The 18465-nt window shown below is 59.2% G+C and carries 12 protein-coding genes; 6 read left to right on the top strand and 6 right to left on the bottom strand.

Going from position 1 to position 18465, the window contains the following annotated elements; all coding sequences use genetic code 11:
- The first annotated feature begins 458 nt into the window (after positions 1-458).
- Together EKD03_RS08405 and EKD03_RS08400 are read left to right on the top strand one after the other, a co-directional pair.
- Positions 459-1673, top strand: a complete 1215-nt coding sequence (locus tag EKD03_RS08405; RefSeq protein ID WP_129629526.1) for a L,D-transpeptidase — start codon at positions 459-461, stop codon at positions 1671-1673.
- Positions 1674-1681: 8 nt separating this feature from the next.
- Positions 1682-4723, top strand: coding sequence for a hypothetical protein (locus tag EKD03_RS08400; protein WP_129629524.1), 3042 nt, complete (start codon positions 1682-1684; stop codon positions 4721-4723).
- 111 nt (positions 4724-4834) lie between these two features.
- On the opposite strand, the gene EKD03_RS08395 is transcribed toward EKD03_RS08400, so the two are convergent.
- Positions 4835-7291 (bottom strand): U32 family peptidase, encoded by a 2457-nt coding sequence (locus tag EKD03_RS08395; RefSeq protein WP_238613445.1) that lies wholly within the window; start codon positions 7289-7291, stop codon positions 4835-4837.
- A 99-nt stretch (positions 7292-7390) separates the two neighbouring features.
- On the opposite strand from EKD03_RS08395, the gene EKD03_RS08390 reads away from it, so the two are divergent.
- The 3 genes from EKD03_RS08390 (at position 7391) to EKD03_RS08380 (ending at position 11646) form a co-directional block, all read left to right on the top strand.
- Complete coding sequence (locus tag EKD03_RS08390; protein ID WP_129629520.1) at positions 7391-9064, top strand: plasmid pRiA4b ORF-3 family protein; 1674 nt, start codon at positions 7391-7393, stop codon at positions 9062-9064.
- 98 nt (positions 9065-9162) lie between these two features.
- Positions 9163-10512, top strand: coding sequence for a phosphomannomutase/phosphoglucomutase (locus tag EKD03_RS08385; protein WP_129629518.1), 1350 nt, complete (start codon positions 9163-9165; stop codon positions 10510-10512).
- Positions 10513-10641: 129 nt separating this feature from the next.
- Positions 10642-11646 carry an MraY family glycosyltransferase gene (locus tag EKD03_RS08380; RefSeq protein WP_129629516.1) on the top strand — a complete coding sequence of 335 codons (1005 nt, stop codon included), beginning with the start codon at positions 10642-10644 and terminating at the stop codon, positions 11644-11646.
- A 1-nt stretch (position 11647) separates the two neighbouring features.
- On the opposite strand, the gene EKD03_RS08375 is transcribed toward EKD03_RS08380, so the two are convergent.
- From EKD03_RS08375 to EKD03_RS08355, 5 genes are all read right to left on the bottom strand, one after another.
- A complete protein-coding gene (locus tag EKD03_RS08375) occupies positions 11648-12238 on the bottom strand; it encodes a 5-formyltetrahydrofolate cyclo-ligase (RefSeq protein WP_129629514.1) in 591 nt (196 codons plus the stop codon).
- Positions 12239-12243: 5 nt separating this feature from the next.
- Positions 12244-12576, bottom strand: coding sequence for a DUF4491 family protein (locus EKD03_RS08370; RefSeq protein WP_129629512.1), 333 nt, complete (start codon positions 12574-12576; stop codon positions 12244-12246).
- A 21-nt stretch (positions 12577-12597) separates the two neighbouring features.
- The gene (locus EKD03_RS08365) at positions 12598-13035 is read right to left on the bottom strand and encodes a DUF4491 family protein (RefSeq protein ID WP_129629510.1); all 438 of its coding nucleotides are present in this window, start codon (positions 13033-13035) and stop codon (positions 12598-12600) included.
- Positions 13036-13345: 310 nt separating this feature from the next.
- On the bottom strand, positions 13346-14092 hold the full coding sequence (locus EKD03_RS08360; protein WP_129629508.1) for an SIMPL domain-containing protein: 747 nt from the start codon (positions 14090-14092) through the stop codon (positions 13346-13348).
- A 240-nt stretch (positions 14093-14332) separates the two neighbouring features.
- On the bottom strand, positions 14333-15562 hold the full coding sequence (locus EKD03_RS08355; RefSeq protein WP_129629506.1) for an ammonium transporter: 1230 nt from the start codon (positions 15560-15562) through the stop codon (positions 14333-14335).
- Between the two features lie 402 nt (positions 15563-15964).
- Between EKD03_RS08355 and EKD03_RS08350 the strand changes: the two genes are divergently transcribed.
- Positions 15965-18382, top strand: a complete 2418-nt coding sequence (locus EKD03_RS08350; RefSeq protein WP_129629504.1) for a 3-hydroxyacyl-CoA dehydrogenase/enoyl-CoA hydratase family protein — start codon at positions 15965-15967, stop codon at positions 18380-18382.
- The last annotated feature ends 83 nt before the right edge of the window (positions 18383-18465 follow it).

The raw sequence follows: 18465 nt of genomic DNA, 5'->3' as shown, positions 1-18465 counted from the left end.
TGACTGATTTCCCCTTCCATCAATGCGGACAACCCGGTTGCCGTCGTTTGACCGAAGGAGCTAATGAGATAATCACTATAGAGGTCGAACAGTTCATCGTTTTTCATAGTTCAGATTGTAGCATATCCCTGATTTTCTGGGTGCGTAAGGTGAGTTATACCAATTTTTCTTCAAGAGCAGTTGCACATGTAACTATTCACACTTGGGGTAAAAGAAATCTCGTATTGACGCAAAGGCGCAAGGACGCAAAGGTTTTGTTGCAGGCTTTGCGCCTCTGCGTCTTTGCGTCAATACCTGGAAGCTAGGAGAAGTGTGAACAGTTACTTGCACATCTGGGTTCTCCGATAGGAGGTTGAGGCATAACCCCAACCACTTTGCGCATAGTCTGCGTTTTATATGATACAACTCTGGTCTATAATAAGACCAAGGCCCCGCGCCATGCCCAGAGGGATACAAGAATGCAACGCCGAACGATCTCATACAGCCTACTGACCCTGATCACGCTGCTGATCGTGATCAGCCTCTTGTGGATGCGTCCGGCCCAAGCCCGCATCGGCAATGCCGATTTTGTGGCTCCGATGAGTAAGAGCGAGGCCCAAGCGGCACTGGTCGCGGCCCAGGCACAGCAGATGCAGCTACGCCGCCAGTTGGGACTGCTCGATCCCAAACAGTTGCCCTTCAGCCCAACGGTCTATGTTGCGGAGACTGGGCACCACCTGAGTGATCGCAGCGGCTTTCTTACCTTCTGGCGTGCCAATGGGCAGAAGGTCATTTTTGGCTACCCGATCAGCGAGGAGTTGGTTGAAAATGGCCGGATTGTGCAATACTTTGAGCGCGCCCGCTTTGAGTTCAACCCGGCATCCCCGCACGCTTCTGTCCAGTTGGGGTTGATCGGCAGTGAACTGGTACGTGAAACGGGGCTAACCACCAGCTTGGGGGCTGCGTTCAGCCCAACCGGGGCGACGGAGGGCACCTTCCCCGAAACTGGCCACAGCCTGAGCGGAGAACTGCGCCGCTTCTGGGAGCGCCACGGCGGGATCGGGATCTTCGGCTTCCCGATTAGTACCGAATTTGAGCAGGATGGCCGGGTCGTGCAATACTTCGAGCGCGGTCGCCTTGAGTGGTGGCCCGAAGATGTGGACTCGTTCTTCCGCAACCAGGAGGCCATCACCGGCTTCAACCTGAGTACGCTCTATGAAGTGCGGGTGAGTGATCTGGGGCGGCGCTTGGCCGCCGCACGCGGCATCAAGACCGAGCCGGTTGCCCAACTACCCGGTACGCCGATCTGGAGTCCGGCACTCTGGGATCGCCATATTGATGTTGATCTCACCAACCAGTACCTCACCGCCTACGAGGGCGATCTGGCCGTCTGGACGGCTCCGATTGCCACCGGACGCGATGGATTCAATACCCCGGTGGGTGACTACGCAATCTACTACCGCCTGCCCATGCAGGATATGGTGGGCAATATGGGCGGTGAGAGTTGGTATGTGCCGCATATCCCGTGGGTGCAGTATGTGGTCGGTGGAGTGGCGCTGCACGGAACCTATTGGCACGACGCGCACGGCACGGGGGTACGGATGTCACACGGCTGTATCAATCTGCGCATTGATGATGCGCAGTGGCTCTATGAGTGGGCCGATGTGGGAACGACTGTGCAGATACATTACTAGACATCGCTATGCTGCTCTTCCATGCACTCACGATGAGTGCTGCGCACCTCCTCCTCTGCTTCGTAGCGGGTTTGGGGTTGGCACTCTTCTTACCCGCCACACTCCGCAACGTCCAACTGCTGCTCGCGCCAGCCATTGGGCTGGCGCTCTTGGCGATCCTGGGCTTCTATGGGACGGTCGCGGGCCTCACGTTACGCCAGATCTTGCCGTTGGCTCTGCTACTGGCACTCGCGCTGCTGGGCCTACGCCTAAAACGAGGGTCTTCTTGGGGCTATGCCCCAAACCCTATGTTCGGGGGCGGTGAAGCCGCTCCCGAACTCCCACCGATTGGGCTGAGCCTCATCCTCCTCGCCACCTGGGGCCTCAGTGTGGCTCCGGCGCTGGCCAAAGGTAGCCTCATGCCGCTCGGCTATGGGATGGATGTTGAGTTCTATATGGGCTTGGCGGCATATCTCAAAGATTACAGTTATGTCAATTTAATCCGGGCACCGAGCAGCCCGATGCAGGCACTGATCAGCAACCCCTACATCGGGCAGATCGCCTTTGGGGCGGCCTACGTGCAGGGCATGGCCGATCTCTTAGGTGGATGGGAAGCGTGGCACACCTGGGTTCCCATGCAGGCCAACCTGCGCGTTATGGCGCTGCTGGCACTCTATGCGCTGCTGCGCGGCAGCCTTCAGATGCCCGCGTCAGGCGCACTGATCGGCACTGCCCTGTGCGGCATCAACAGCCTGCTGCTCTGGCTCACCTACAACAACTTCAGCGCCAGTCTCGCTGGGTTGGTGGTGGTGTTGGCGGCACTGGCGATCACCTGGCCCGCACTCCATGAGGGCGATCATGCCGACTTGCTGATCGGGGCCATCCTGATCGGGGGGCTGGCGTGTCTCTACTGGCCCATGCTGACCGCCTTTGGCGCATTGGGGGCCGGGTTGGGGCTGGCCGCGCTGTGGGCCAATCCACAGCGCGGGGCGGTGATCTGGCGCGGTGTTGTCTTGCTGGGGTTGGGGGCGCTGGTGGGGTGGTTACCCAATCTACGTTCGCCACACACCTTTCCGGGGCTGTTTGCGGCCAGTACCGCCTACATGGGGATTGCTGATTTTGTGGCTCCGCAGGTGCTCGGCGGGATGCTGCGCTTTACCCACTTGGAGCATGTGACGCCCGCAGTGTGGGAGCAGAATCTGGCCGATCTGGGGTTGATCGCGCTGAGCCTGGGGTTGGGGTGGGGCGTGTGGCGCAGCAGTTCGCTTCCGCTGCGCGGGCTGACCGCCTTTGCGCTGATCTATATCCTGGGGCTGCGCTGGATGGTGGGCTACCCGTATGGCTATTTCCGGGGCGTAAGCTACGTCATGCCCATGCTGTTGGGGGTGGTCGGGGCTGGTCTGGCACTCCTCTGGCAGGCTGGACGGCCCCAGCGGATGCTCGCGGGGGTGTTGGGTCTGGTCATCCTGGCGGCAGCAGGCAGTGCGAGTAGCCTGACGTTGCGCAGCTACAGCACGATCCCCCCGGTCTACACAGCCGAGAGCAACCAACTCGCCGCGCTGCCTAGCCTGCTTGAACGCCCCGGCGCGATCTTCTTCTCTTCGGCAGCAGCGGAGGTGCTGTGTGGGGTGCGCCAAAGTGCCTGGGCGTACTGGTTGCGCGAACACCCCTTGCAGGGAGATCTGCGGGGCAGTTTTGGGGCGAGTGTGCAGGCACGCGATGGCACGATGGCCTATGCAGTGCTGCTCAATGGTGAAGATCCGACAGCCCACGGACTCGCCTCTGCGCCGATCTGGCAGGATCACCAAGTACGCATCTACTCGGCTCCGCTCACCCAGCGGGCTTGGTTGGCGGGGCTGGATCGCTATCTGGTGCCACCAGCGTGCAACCAAGCCTCGACCAATCTGCACCGCATCAATCTGGGCCTGGGCAACTATCTGTCTGCTCGCCCCGCTGCCGCGCTCGATCTCTATGCCAATGGCGATGCGCTCAGTTTCGCTCCGCTACCTCCCACCAACCCGACTACCGGCTCGATCCGGTTGGCACTGATCGCGTTCAGCAGTCAGAGCCTCGATCTGGAACTGGGTGGCACCACCCGCCGGATCGCGCTGCGCCCCGGCCTTCAGATCTACCAGACCGAAGCACTTGCGCTGCCACTTAAGATCCGCCTGCGCCCGCAACAGGATGCGGTCATGCTACGTTGGGTCAGCCTGGAGGAGACAACCAACCCCGCTATTCAGCATGAAGTAGCCGATCTACTCCTCCTGCAAACCAACCTAAGTAGTGAGGGATCGGTGATCAACCTCGACCTGCATAGTGTAAACCATAGCCCGCAGGCATTGCGCATGGCCATCGAGATCTACGCCGAGGTCTCCGGCTACACCACCCCACCCACCCACTACGCCGGGGGGATTATGCCGCTGCCCCGCGATGGTTCGCAGCAGATCCGGCTCGATCTGCACCAACTCAGCGCCAGCCTCAATGCAACCCCGATCAGCATCCAGCCCTTCGAGCGCACCGATGGCCGCTACTTTGCAGCACTCTGGATCTACCAGGGCGAAGAGGTGCTCCGCCAGATCCCCATTGCCCGTTTCGAGCAGCAGGATGGCCAGATTCGCAATTTGGAGACGATAAACTACAACGCAGTGATTATCCCACTTGCGCGTGAAGCCACGCCGGTTGGGGCAACCATCGGCACCAGCATCGGCCTCAGCAGCTACAGCCTGAGTAGCGCCAGCCTGCGCCCCGGTGCTAATCTGCACGTAGGGCTGTTATGGAAAGCACTGGGCGTCCCAACCAGTAATCCGCTGGTCTTTGTACAGTTGCTTGGCCCCAATGCGGAGAAGGTAGCACAGTGGGATGGCCACGTCGGGGGGGATTGGTACCCAAGTGGGGCGTGGCAACCCAACATGCAGATCTGGCAGGACATCCCGCTGAGGATCAGTGCTGAAGCCCGTGCCGGAACATACCAGTTGGTGGTTGGTGTGTATGATCCGAGTACCGGGGCGCGGTGGAGGGTGAGTAGCGGCGGGGATATGATCACCCTGGGGATGGTGGAGATTGGGCCGTAAGGTGGTGCGGCACGCACCTATCTACCGCAGAGGACGGGGAGGGACGCAGAGGATCGTGAAAAAACCTCTGTGTTCCCCCCCGTCCTCTGCGGTGAATACCTTATGTCGTCCCTACCCCGGCACAAACAAACTTCCCTCGGTCGTCCCGCCGGGGGCAAGCGTGGCTAATTGGCGATGCAGATCAGTGGCACTGATCCGACCTGCAAAGTAGTCATTGAAGAGATTAACCACCTGGAGTACTTCGTTACGCGTCTCATGGACAAATTCGAGCCGGTAGTGAACCATGCCCGCACTGCGCCATGCGTCTAGATGGCGGCTCGCCTCCTGCGCCTCGGCTCCAAAGACGGTGTTGCGGCAGCCCACATCGGCCATGACCGGGTGGGCGCGGCCACGTTCGTCACGCAGGGCCACCCGTTCGCGCTCGCAGGGCTGCCCACAGTCCTGCGAACTGGTGCCCTCGGAGAGAAAGCGGCAGAAGACACAGTGCTCGGTATGAAAGACGGGCAAATGTTGGTAGGCCACGGTCTCGATGCGCTCCGGGCCAATGGCCTGGGCCAAGGCGCTAATCTGGGCCGCGTTCAGGTCGTAGGTGGGGGTGATACGTTCCAGACCCAGCCCGAAGAAGATCTCGGCACTCAGCGCATTGGCGGTGTTGAGACTAAAATCACCGATCAGGGGCGGATGGGCTTCGGCCAAGAGCGCATGCAGCAAGCCACCCGAACGCACCAGAATGGGGCAATCGAGCCGCCGCAGGAAGTGGACGATGCGCTGCTCGTGGGGCTTGAGAATGCGCGGACTGGCCACCCGCGCAACAATCCCCGCTGCGTGGATCTGCGCCAGCGCCGGTTCGAGGCCGTAGAGATCGAGGTAGTCGAGGGTGATACTGGCCGGGGCCACCTCCAAGGCAGCCGCGAGTTGTTCGGGGCTGCGCACGAGCAGGTGTAGGAGGGGCGCAGCAGTGTTGTGAACTTCCGGGAAGCTTGAAGCTTCCCGAAAGCTTAAAGCTTCCCGAAAGCTTACGGTGCTATGCCGCTGCTCTTGCTGTTGCACCAACAACTCCACCGCCTCGCGGCGCATGGTGTTGAGCAGTGAACTCGGAGCAAACGGATGACCTTGAAGGTCAAGTTCAAGCTCGACCAACTCGTAGGGTGTGGTTCCCAAGCGCCCCAACTGCTCGCGCAGATAGGCCACATCCACACCACGTCGCTGGGCGCTGCCGAGTGGATCGGGCGACGTAACTGTGCCCCGTAGATCGGGCTGATCGCGCAGAGCGAAGGTAAGTTGAAGGGGCGCATCCTCGTGGGCTACCACTTTGGCCACGAGAGCTTGCCGCCGCAGTGGGGCGGCTGGGGCCAAGAAGGGGCGCGCCGCCCGATCCAGATCGGGATCGTGGGTACGCCAGAGCAGATCGCCGGGGCGAATACGGGAGAAGTTCAGCGCCCCGTTGGCAAACTCCAACGCCAACAGCCCATCGCGAGTCGGCGTCACATGGTAGAGTCGCCCGCCCTCCTCCGGCTCCTCTGGGCTGCGCCAGTCGGAGGCATCAAAGACCACCCCATCGCCCGGTTTGAGCGGCGCGACAGCAATCTCCGGGTTCGCCTCGACCAAGACGCGGTCGGACAAGACTCGCACCACCCGCCCGGCGAGTACCCCCCGGTGACGGGGCGTGCGCCCACGCACCACCCGTTGATGGTTGGTTCCAGAGATGAAATAATCACCCAACCCGCGTGAAAAGACCTGCTCAAGTTGCAACGCCTCCACCCGGCTGGGTTGGTGGGGCAAGCCATCCCATGCCGCATCCACCGCCTTGCGGTAGGCGTTGGTGGTGAGCGCCACATACTGCGCATCCTTGTAGCGCCCTTCGATCTTCAGCGCATTGATACCAATCTGCATGATCGCAGGCAGGTGATCAAGCACATAGAGATCACCCGGCGAGAGCAGGTAACGCGCATCGCCAAGCGGAACAGGGCGATCATTCACCAAGAGCGTATAGGGCATGCGGCAGGTCTGCGCGCACTGGCCACGGTTGGCACTGCGCCCGCCCCACGCCTCCGAGGAGAAGCACTGCCCAGAATAGGAGACACACAGCGCCCCGTGGGCAAAGATCTCCAACTCCAGATCGGTGGCAGCGCGAATCGCCCGCAGATCATCGAGCGCCAACTCACGCGCCAGAATCACCCGGCTGATCCCGAAGCGTTGCGCCAGCGCCACTCCCTCGGCGCTAGTGATACTCATCTGGGTACTGGCATGTAGCGGCACCCCCGGAATGATCTGGTGCGCCATGTGGGCCATCCCGACATCCTGCACAATAATCGCATCCGCCCCGGCAGCCGCGATCTGATCGAGACTGCGAGCGGCAACATCAAGCTCGTGATCAAACACGAGCGTATTGAACGTAACATAGCCGCGCACACCCCGCCGGTGCAGCGTGCGCAACACCTCCGACAATTCGGCCAGCGTAAAACCGACCTTCGCCCGCGCAGAGAAGTGCTGAAGCCCAAAATAGACCGCATCAGCCCCAGCCTCGATAGCCGCCTGAAGTTGCGGCCAATATCCGGCGGGACTCATAACTTCTGGTTTGGTAAGAAGATGTGTGTGGAGCATGAAGGTATTGTACGCTTTGTGGTATAGTTCACGCAACACGCCTGTGAAGCGGGAGGAATCCGTATGGCCAAACCAAAAACCAGTTTCACTGAACTTACCCATCAGGTCGTCCGCGAGGCTGTTGGCCTGATCAGCCTTGATGCCATTGTGGAGGGGGTACGAATCCTCGCCGAAGGCGCAGGCGCAACATCAAAGAATCTCAAACAGACAGTACGTAATGCGATCAAGGATAGTACCGCCATTATCTTCATCGCCGAGCGTGGCTATGGCTGGAAGAGCCACTTGATCAATGGGGCGGTGCAACGCATCGTGCTCGATGAGGTCGATCTGGCTGAGCGTGAACTCCTGATTGATGACTTTCAGCGCGATCTTTTCCAACCAAACGGCCCCGGCCACTATAAGTATGGCGTGCAGGGCTTACCCAAAATCGAACTTGCGGATGGGCCAAGCATCGAAGTGGGGTCGATCCCACGCGCCTTCGAAGATGATATTCTGAGCCTCCCCGATGATTTCTGGGTATGGCTCGAAGCCCAAGGTGCCCAACCGGGCGATAGCCTACTCCTCAGTGTGATTGACGCCGATGCGCGGCGCTATCGCTTCAGCTACGAACCACTGGCCACATGCGACACCCAAGCCGTCGCTGAACGCGGTGTCCAATTGCTCAATGCTGCGCTCAAGTTTGTGCATGTGCGCCAAGGCCAGACCATTATTCCCGAAATGGCCAGTTACCTCAACGCGAGTGGCATCTTCCACCAAATCCCCGCTCCGCCACCCTTTGAGCAACTCTGGACGCCAGAGGTGTGGGGGCCGATCATTGAGCACTATGATGTCTCGCCCTATAACTTAGGTGGCTATGATCCCTTAGGCGAGGCGCTGATCAATCAGATGATCACTGGCGAGACCTATGATCAAGAAGTTGATACGAACTCGGTTGTCGCTGGTGAAGGGCCGATCATTAGCGTCGGTGAGTATGGTACCTACCAGGGTGATCTGGGGGTTGATGTTACACAACTCCAGGCACGGATCAATGCCTTTCTGGAGAATACCGAATTCCCCATCCCAGATGATGATCCGTTTCTCCCCGCTATCATGCAGATCTTTGCCGCCCTGGCCCTCCCCTCACCAACCGGACAGCCCTATCAAGCGAGCGAATTGGTACGCATCTTTGGGGATAGTGACGAGATTCTTGATTGGATCGAACACGGGGCCGAACTGGGGATGGTGAATCTCGATACGGCATACACGGCTATCGTTGAAGAACTGTTCGCCGCCCCACCGATGGTGATCAGTGCCCCAGCGGAGCGCACAACCCCTAGCCGCACCCTTGTGTTGCGGGTAACCTACCGCTATGACTCTGAATATTGGCGTGAGATCGAGATTGCCGATGACCAGTCATTCCATGATCTCCATCTGGCCATCCAACGCGCCTTTGATTGGGATAATGATCACCTCTATGCCTTCTATATGGGCAAACGTCCCTACGATTCGAGAACCGAAATTGGCGCACCCATGAGTGATTGTGATCAGGAAGCCGATCAAGTCACGCTTGGTGATCTCAATCTACGCACCAATAAGAAGTTTCTCTACCTCTTCGATTTTGGTGACAACCACCTCTTCGATATCCAGGTGAAGAAGATTAATCCTAAGGCTCCACCCGGTACCTACCCACGGATAGTAGCAGAACATGGCGGTGCCCTCGCGCAATATTCGTATGCCGAGGGTGATGGTGATGAGTAGAGGCGAAGCATCGCCCTCAATGTGGAAGAAGAATACGCACTAGGTTGGAGGGCGATGCTTCGCCCTTTTCACGTCGCAGTATATAAGGAGTTCTCTCTATGCAGGTCAATCCGAGCATCTTCAAGGCGTATGACATCCGGGGTATCTATCCGACCGATCTGAACGAGGAGATTGCTTACCTGATCGGACGCGCCTTCGTCACCTTTCTGAGTGCTCAACATGTCGTTGTCGGACGCGATATGCGCACATCGGGGCCGGGTATCTTCGAGGCGGTGGTGCGCGGAATTACCGATCAGGGTGCCGATGTGGCCGATATTGGCATGGTGAGTACCGATCAGTACTACTTTGCCTGTACCCAACTCGGCTGGCCAGGCATGATGGTCACAGCCTCGCACAACCCCAAGGAGTACAACGGCTTCAAGATGGTACGCCAGATGCCCTACCTGCTCAGTGGCGATGAGGGCATTCAGGATCTGCGCCACTTGGTCGAGAGCGAGGCGTTCCCGATCCCACACCGCCACGGCAGCGTCAATCCCTTCGACTTCCAGGATCTGTTTGTCGAAAAGGTACTCTCGCTGATTGATATCGAGTCGCTCAAAGGGCGGCGGCTCAAGGTCGTAGCCGATACCGGCAATGGGATGGTCGGCCCGATCCTCAAGACGGTCTACGAGCACCTGCCGGTTGACCTGATCGGGCTCTACCTCGACCCCGATGGCACCTTGCCCAACCACGGACTCGATCCGCTCCAGCCCGAAAACCGCGCCGAGTTGCAGCAGCGCGTCAAGGACGAAGGGGCCGATATTGGCTTTGCCTTCGATGGCGACGGCGACCGCTTCTTTGCGATTGATGATCGCGGTGAATTTATCTCCGGCGACTTCTTGACCGCGATTATGGGGCGCTACTTGTTGGAGAAGGAGCCAAACTCGAAGATCCTCTACGATGTACGCGCCTCCTGGGCGGTGCCCGATGGGATCAAGGAAGATGGCGGTACCCCCCTGATCGAGCGCGTCGGCCACGCCTTCATCAAGCGGCGCATGGCCGATGAGGGCGCGATCTTCGCCGGTGAGGTGTCGGGCCACTACTACTTCAAGGCATTCAACTATGCCGACTCGGGCCTGATCCCTTCGCTCTACATTATGGAACTGCTGGCCAAGCGCGGCATCAAGATGTCGCAGTTACTCGATGAGTTGGAGTCCAAGTACTTCATCTCTGGCGAGATCAACTCTAAGGTGGCCGACCCGCAGGGCCGCATCGCCGCCCTCGCCGAGCACTACGCCGATGCCAAGATCGAGCGCATTGATGGCATCTCGATCAGCTACGATATCTGGCACTTCAATGTGCGCACCTCCAACACCGAACCGCTGATGCGTCTCAACCTCGAATCGATTCTCTCCCGCGAGGATATGGAGCAGAAGCGCGACGAGGTGTTGGCGATTATTCGGGGCTAGTATCACTTGGGGTGGTCATGGTTTGACGCAAAGACGCCAAGGCGCAAAGCTCTCAATAGAGAATCGCATCAAAACCTTAGCGTCTTTGCGCCTTAGCGTCAACACGAGGCTTCGGTTTATCCTAACTACATGCTCCAAATTGCGCTCATCCTGCTGGTGGCCCTGACCTTCTCGGTGGTTGCGACGCCACTTGCCCGCAAAACAGCCCTACGCACCGGGGTGGTCGCGATTCCACGCGTGCGCGATCTGCACTTAGCCCCGGTGCCATTGCTGGGGGGCACCGCCATTTATGGCGGGTTTGTGGTGGCGCTGTTACTCTTCGGCGATCAACGCCACATCCGCGAGGTGGTGGCGATCCTGATCGGGGCAACTCTGATCTCGCTCTTTGGCCTCGTGGATGACCGCTGGGGGCTGCGCGCCTCGATCAAACTCCTCGGCCAACTACTGGCCGGGGTGATCCTGATCATTGGCGGCACCCAGGTCTTCCTCTTCGAGCACGCCTGGCTCAACTGGGCGATCACGCTCTTCTGGGTGGTCGGGATCACCAACGCGCTCAACCTACTCGACAATATGGATGGCCTATCGGGCGGGGTAGCCACGGTCGCGGCGGCCTTCTTTCTGCTCCTCGCCGCGATGAACGAGCCACGCCAGGTGCTAGTGGGCGCGATGGCCGCCGCGCTGATGGGCGGCTGTATCGGCTTTTTGCGCTACAACCTCAACCCGGCCACCATCTTCATGGGCGACACCGGGAGTCTCTTTATCGGCTTCATTCTGGCCGCGCTGGGCATTAAGCTGCGCTTTTTAGGCAATACGCCGGTGGTCACGTGGATGGTGCCGCTGACGGTACTCGCACTACCCATCCTCGACACCAGCCTCGTCTTTGTCTCACGGCTACGGCGTAGACGCAACCCCTTCACTACCCCCGGCAAAGATCACCTCTCGCATCGGTTCGTGGCGCTCGGCATGAGCAAGCGCGAGGCGGTGCTCACCTGCTACCTAATCGCGGGCGCATGTGGGGTCGTGGGCATCTACCTGACCCAAGCGCACCTGCACGAGGCGTATGGCGTGGCGGGCGGGTTGGTGGCGGCGGGAGTCGCGGCGATCATCTGGTTGGAGCGGGTGACGCCGGAATAATCTACCAGATACTCACCACTTGCGCAGGCGCAAACTCTCGCGCCCCAGACTCCGTCACCACGAGATTGAGACGGCGATCATGTGGCTCGTGGGGGATGTGCGGGCAGGCTTGATCCTGGAAGGCCAACCCAACCGCGTAGGCGGGAGTCGCCGTGAGCAACTGGTCGTAGTAGCCCTTGCCATAGCCGATGCGGTAGCCTTGGGGATCAAAACCGAGCAGCGGCACAAAGGTCAGATCCCAATCACCGGGCAGGGCGGGGATGATTCGACGGGGGATCAAGGTACCGTGGCTGCCGGTGGTAAAGTCGGCCATATCAATATCGCGAATCCAGGAGTGACCGAGCCGCCCATCATCCGTGACCACCGGTACCACCACCGCCTTACCCTGCGTGAGGGCTGCGGCGATCAGGTGGTAGGTCGCAACCTCACTCCCAATCGCTAAGTAGCAATGAATCGCATGGGCATGGAGAAAGGCGGGCAATGCCAAGACATGACCAACAATCTGGGCGCTACGCAACTCGCGATCCACAATCTGGGCACGCCGATCTAACAACTCACGGCGCAGGTAGCGTTTTTGTGCAAGAATATTCATAGTGATCACAGATGAGGGGCGGGGATCTTCTTGATTACCTCGACCAAGGGTGGCGCGGGTTTGGGGCGTGGATTGCGGCGGAACCAGCCCAGATCGGCCCGTACTGCCTGCTCCTTCATCTCGGTAGCCCCCCAAATAGACGAGGCTCCGGTGATACCGAGCAGTGCCGACCAGATCGGACTCATGAAGAGCGAGACAATAATCAGGATGATACCGAACAACAAGGGGTAGGGCCACCAGAGATAACCGAGGTAGTACTCGCCCCGAATAACCCAGACAAAGCCGAAACCAATCATAAAGAAACTAAAGAGGCCAAGACCCAAGCCGATCACATTCACCGTTGCCTCCTTCCTCAAATATTATATTTTTCTGGCTCTTGATTTCTGATTCTTGATACGTGCAACCTGCCAACTCGCTGTCTGCACCGTCGGATCAGAGGGTTCCCGTTCAAGTAGATCGTCGGTAATCGCCTGACTATTGGGGGTCGCCAGATAAGCCGCATGGCGCGGATTGGCTGGGTTGGCCGGTGCATGGCCTTGGATCACGCGCTTCTGTTGGCGGTAGAGTTCAAAGGCATCCCAGAGGAACGTAATGCCAACAATACTCGCCACCCCAGCGAGAGTGAGGTTGGGAGTAAAAAGACTCACGATTTGTAGCGCAATGCCGATGACGATCAGGATGAGGGCAGGTGGACGAATATTCGGGCTGTGGGCTTCGAGCCAACGTACCCCCACATGGCCCCACCAGATCCCCAGGAAGGTCGCGACGGCCATCCACAGGCCGGTCAACTGTAGCATTACGATCCTTTCAGGCCAGCCGAGCACGAACGAAATCTCAGCACATCTCCATTCCTTGGGGCATTGTACAAGCGTGGTAAGGAAGAGTCAACACAAGAAGAGACGGCCCCAGGGCATGTGCAAAGTCCTTGGGGCGCAGCCCCAAACCCTAATTTTTGTGGTGTTTTGGCGGCTACGCCGCCAAAACACCACAAAAATGTTCTTCGGGGGCGGCGAAGCCGCCCCCGAACCTCCACCGGAGGTGACTTTGTACATGCCCCAGAGACGGCCCAACGGGCCGTCTCTGGGGCATACTACCAACACGTATTATCTAGCGCAATTCATACGTGACCTGCACCTGGGCGGTGTAGCTCTGCTCCCCCGCCTGCACCGGCACCGCATTACCGGCTCCAACGACACGATCCATCATCGGCATGGGAACCACCGGGCTGGCACCGATGATCTCGGTAATCACGAGCACCTGGCCAATCGAGGCTCCCGCTTGGATGGCCATCTGCTCGGCACGCGCCTTGGCATCCACGATGGCATTGTCACGAGCCTGGGCAAGAACCGTGTTGGTCTCGGCGACACTGAAGCTAATGCCATAGATGCGGTTGGCCCCCGCCTGCACCACCTTGTCGAGCAGGCTGCCGGCATCGGCGAGGTTGCGGATGACCACGCTGACCTGATTGCTGACGGTGTAGCCGGTCACTTGGCGCCCATCATTGTTATAGGTCGGGTAGATATTGAAACCACTGGTCTGAATGTCCTTCTCGGCCACTCCCAGCGCCTTGATTTGCTCAATGATCGCGTTGGCCTGAGCGGTATTCTGGGCCAGTGCCTCCTGGGTAGTAGCGGCATTGGTCTCCACCCCGATCTGGACAGTGGCGGTGTCGGGGGTGATACGCACGTCACCGGTACCGATGACGGTAATCTGGCGCATGCCGGTGACACCCGATTGGGCCTGAGCGGTTGAGGGGCGCATGAGCAGCGCGACTCCAGCGGCTCCGAGGGCAAAGACGGCGAGGAGGAGAGCAGCTATGACGGCGACGTTGAGGCTTGGGCTACGCTTTTCCATGAGAGAACTCACTTTCCTAACTGGTGCGGGTTGGGAACCCGCGAGGCATTTGCATTATGCCCTTAGGACGTGAGCGGGGTAAAAATGGTTCCCATACAAAAGAGGCAGGCGGCAATTTTGCCGCCTGCCTCTATGTTCCGACTTCTAATTGGAATCGCCGGGAAGAACCACCCAACAAACCACCAGTGCGGTGAACATGAGCGATGCGATGATCAGTTCCATTGTAAGGCTCCTTCGATATTAAATCTGGTACGCAGACTCACCGTGCTGCGAAGCGTCCAGGCCACGCGCCTCTTCCTCAGCCGTGACGCGAATACCGACTGTAGCATTGATGATGGTCAGAAGAACCCAGGTGATCAGTGCGGCATAGGCTGCCACCACCACCACCGCGATGATCTGGGTAACCAATTGGCCGGGGTTACCGTAGAGCAGGCCATTATTACCGAACTCATTGATTGACTTGGTGGCGAAGATGCCGGTAGCAATCGCGCCGATGATACCGCCAACCCCGTGGACACCGAAGACATCGAGCGAGTCATCAACCCGGCCACGCACCAGCACATCCACCGCCACAAAACAACCAATCCCGGCGAGGAACCCGATGATAATCGCCGCCAATGGGGTAACGAAGCCCGCCGCTGGGGTAATACCAACCAGACCAGCAACCGCACCAGCCGAGGCACCCAGAACGCTGGGGCGGCGGTGGCGAATCCAGCTCGCAGTCATCCAGGTAATCGCACCCATCGAGGCACCCAGGTGGGTGTTGACGAAGGCCGAAGCGGCGAGTGAACCACTACCCAGGGTGCTGCCCGCATTAAAGCCGAACCAACCAAACCAGAGCATCCCCGTCCCCAGAATGCTCAACGTCGCATTATGGGGTTCCATTGGCTCGCTACCATACCCGGTACGCTTGCCCAGTACTAGCGCACAGACCAGTGCCGAAACACCTGAGGTGATGTGGACGACCGTGCCACCAGCAAAGTCGAGCGCACCCATATTGCGGATCCAGCCGCCCACGCCCCAGACCCAGTGTGCGACCGGCACATAGACCAGCAACAGCCAGAAGAACGAGAAGATGACGAACGCCTTGAAGCGCTTGCGCTCGGCAAAGGCACCGGAGATGAGTGCAGGAGTGATCACGGCAAACATCATCTGGAAGACCATAAAGGCGAGGTGTGGAATGGTAGCTGCGTAGTCAGCATTGGGTTCAACCCCCACACCATTCAGACCAACCCAGCTCAAGCCACCAATGAAGCCGCCGATGGTGGGGCTAAAGGCGAGGCTATAACCGAACAATGCCCAGATCACACTCACAAAACCGAGCATGAAAAAACTGTGCATAATCGTCGAGAGGGCATTCTTTTGGCGTACCAACCCACCGTAGAAAAAGCCCAATGCAGGTGTCATCAACATGACCAACGCGCTCGACAAGAGAACCCATGCGGTATCCGCGCCATTAATTGCGTCCAAGACCCATCTCCTTCAATTCAGAACGCTCCAAGGCAGCAAAAAACCCCTGACGATATGTACATACCGCCAGGGCTTCATCGCCAGAATAGATTGTGAACCATCCTCAAACTACAGATAGACACGGCGCCATTACCGTGCATCTGAGGAAACAATCATCGTGGACTTGATTAGATAGCCCAAGCATTGAGGATTTGGTATGGTTTAAGTATAGAAACAATGTATAGAAACTCAATTGGCTGTTTTCTACAGGCTTGATAGTCTTCTACCTGGATGGATGATCCAAGCGAGCAGGCTGTGGGACGTGGACCTTGCTATGCAAAGTTGCAACCCTTATGGTATGATACCCATACCTATGACGCATCGCATCTAAACTGAATCCTGATAATGGTCAAGGAGGACCCGATGCCCTATCAGATCAAGCGGGTGGCGGTAATTGGCGCTGGTACGATGGGCGCGTCCATCGCGGCGCTGGTTGCTGGAACTGGCCTGCCGGTGTTGTTGCTGGATGTTCCACCAAGCAAACTCACCCCCGAAGAGGAGTCCAAGGGCTTGAGCCTGAGCCATCCGAGTGTGCGCAATCGGTTTGTTCAGGGTGGATTTGACCGTATGCGCAAGGCGCGTCCGGCCAATCTCTACAACGAGCGCAGTGCGAGCCTGATTACACTTGGCAATACCGAAGATGATTTCGCCAAGCTGGCCGAATGTGACTGGATTGTCGAGGTGATCATTGAGCAGCTTGGCCCCAAACAGGCGCTGATGGAGCGGCTGGAGGCGGTACGCAAGCCCGATGCGATTGTCACCACGAATACGTCGGGTATCCCCATCGCGCAGATCGCCGAGGGCCGTAGCGCCGAGTTTAAGGCCCACTTCTTCGGTACCCACTTCTTTAACCCGCCGCGTTACCTCAAGTTGCTCGAACTTATCCCCGGTAACGATGTTGATCCGGCGGTCTTTGCCGAATTCCGCGCCTTTGCCGAGGATCATCTCGGTAAGGGGGTGGTGGTGTGTAAGGATCGTCCCAACTTTATTGGCAACCGGATCATCGCTTTTGCTGCGATGAGCGATCTGGGGTTCATTCTTCAGCATGGCTATACGATTGAAGAGGTAGATGCACTGACTGGCCCGGTCGTGGGGCGGCCCAATACGGCCACCTTCCGCCTGCTCGATGTGGTCGGTACCGACATTATGGCCCACGTGGCCAATAACCTCTACCCAGCCGTGCCCGATGATGAGAGCCGCGAGACGTTGCGCAGTACCGATCTGCTCGACCGGATGGTGGCGGCGGGTAAGTTGGGGCGCAAGTCGGGCGGCGGTTTCTATAAGGAGTTTCGAGAGGGCAAGAAGCGTGAGTTCCGCCCGCTCGATCTGACCACCCTCGACTATGTACCGCTCCAGGGCAGCGCGAGCGTGGATGGCTTCATTAAAGAGGCCAAACAGATCAAAAGCCTGCCCGAACGACTGCGCTGGATGATCAAGCGTAGTGTCGAGCAGCCTGATGACCGCGCCGCTGCGCTGATCGTGCAGACGCTGCTGCCCACCATGGCCTACGCCGCCCGCCGCCTGCCCGAAATTGCCGATAGCGTCGAGGATGTGGATAGCGCCATGCGCTGGGGCTTTGCCCACGAACTGGGGCCGTTCCAGATGTGGGACGCGCTAGGGGTGGCCGAAACTGCCGACCTGATGCAAAGCCAGGGTATTGCGCTGCCCACCTGGGTCACCGATCTGATTGCCAGTGGGGATGCGTGTTTCTACCGCGAGGGAGCCGCCTTTAATGTGGCCAAGGGCTGCCACGAGGTTCGCGCACGTGATGAGCGGGCGATTAGTTTGGCCGCGCTCAAGGCGGCGGGCCAGCGTGTCCACGGCAACGACTCGGCAAGTCTGGTGGATTTGGGCGATGGGGTGCTCTGCTTCGAGATCCACTCCAAGGCCAATTCGCTGGGTGGCCCGGTGATCGAGATGTTGCTAGCCGCCGTCGAGGAACTTAAGCAGGAGCGCTGGGTTGGTATGGTGGTTGGCAACCAGGGCGCACGCTTCTCGGCGGGGATGGATCTGAACGACTTTGGCGGCGCGGTAATGGCCGAAGCTTGGGATGACATCGGCGAGTTGGTGGAGTTGGTGCAGAACGCCTTCCTCAGTCTGCGCCGCAACCCCAAGCCGGTAGTGACGGCGCTCTTCGCGCATGCGCTGGGGGGGGGCTGCGAACTGGGCATGCACGGAGCCGCTTCGGTCGCTTCTGCCGAGACCTACATGGGCTTGGTTGAAGTGGGTGTGGGCGTCATCCCAGCATGGGGCGGCTGTAAGGAACTGAACCGCCGCTTTATTGCCGAGGCCGCCCGCAATGGCGGCGATGTCGCCAAGGCACTCCAGCGCGCCTTCGAGAATATCGGGCTGGCCAAGGTCGCTACGAGCGGACACGAGGCCAAGGATCTGGGCTACCTGCGCCCCACGGATCGCATCGTCTTCAACCAGGAGTACCTGATCGGTGAGGCCAAGCGCGAAGTGTTGCGCCTCATCGCCGCCGGGTATGAAGCGCCACCCGCCGAAAAGCAGTGCTACGCCCTGGGCCGGGATGGCCTAGCCATGCTGCGCGTGGGCCTCTACCAACTCGCCGAAGCCGGCTACGCCAGCCCCTACGATCAGGTGATCGCCGACAAGTTGGCCTACGTGCTGTGCGGCGGCGACCTGAGTGCGCCGCAGTGGGTGGACGAGGAGTACATCATGGCGCTGGAGCGCGAGCAGATCCTCCAACTCGCCCGCGACCCGCGCACCCTGGCACGCGGCAAGCACATGCTGGAGACCGGCAAGCCGTTGCGGAATTAGAATCAAGCCCGTAGCCGGGGTGTGGGGGCCTGCGGCCCCCACGAAAAAATCTTGTTTTGGTGATGCGGTTGGCCGCAAAGCGG

The organism is Candidatus Oscillochloris fontis, from assembly GCF_004138135.1.
Taxonomy (GTDB): Bacteria; Chloroflexota; Chloroflexia; order Chloroflexales; family Chloroflexaceae; genus Oscillochloris; species Oscillochloris fontis.
Note: the sequence above shows the minus strand (reverse complement) of the source record. Positions and strands in the feature narration are given on the sequence as shown.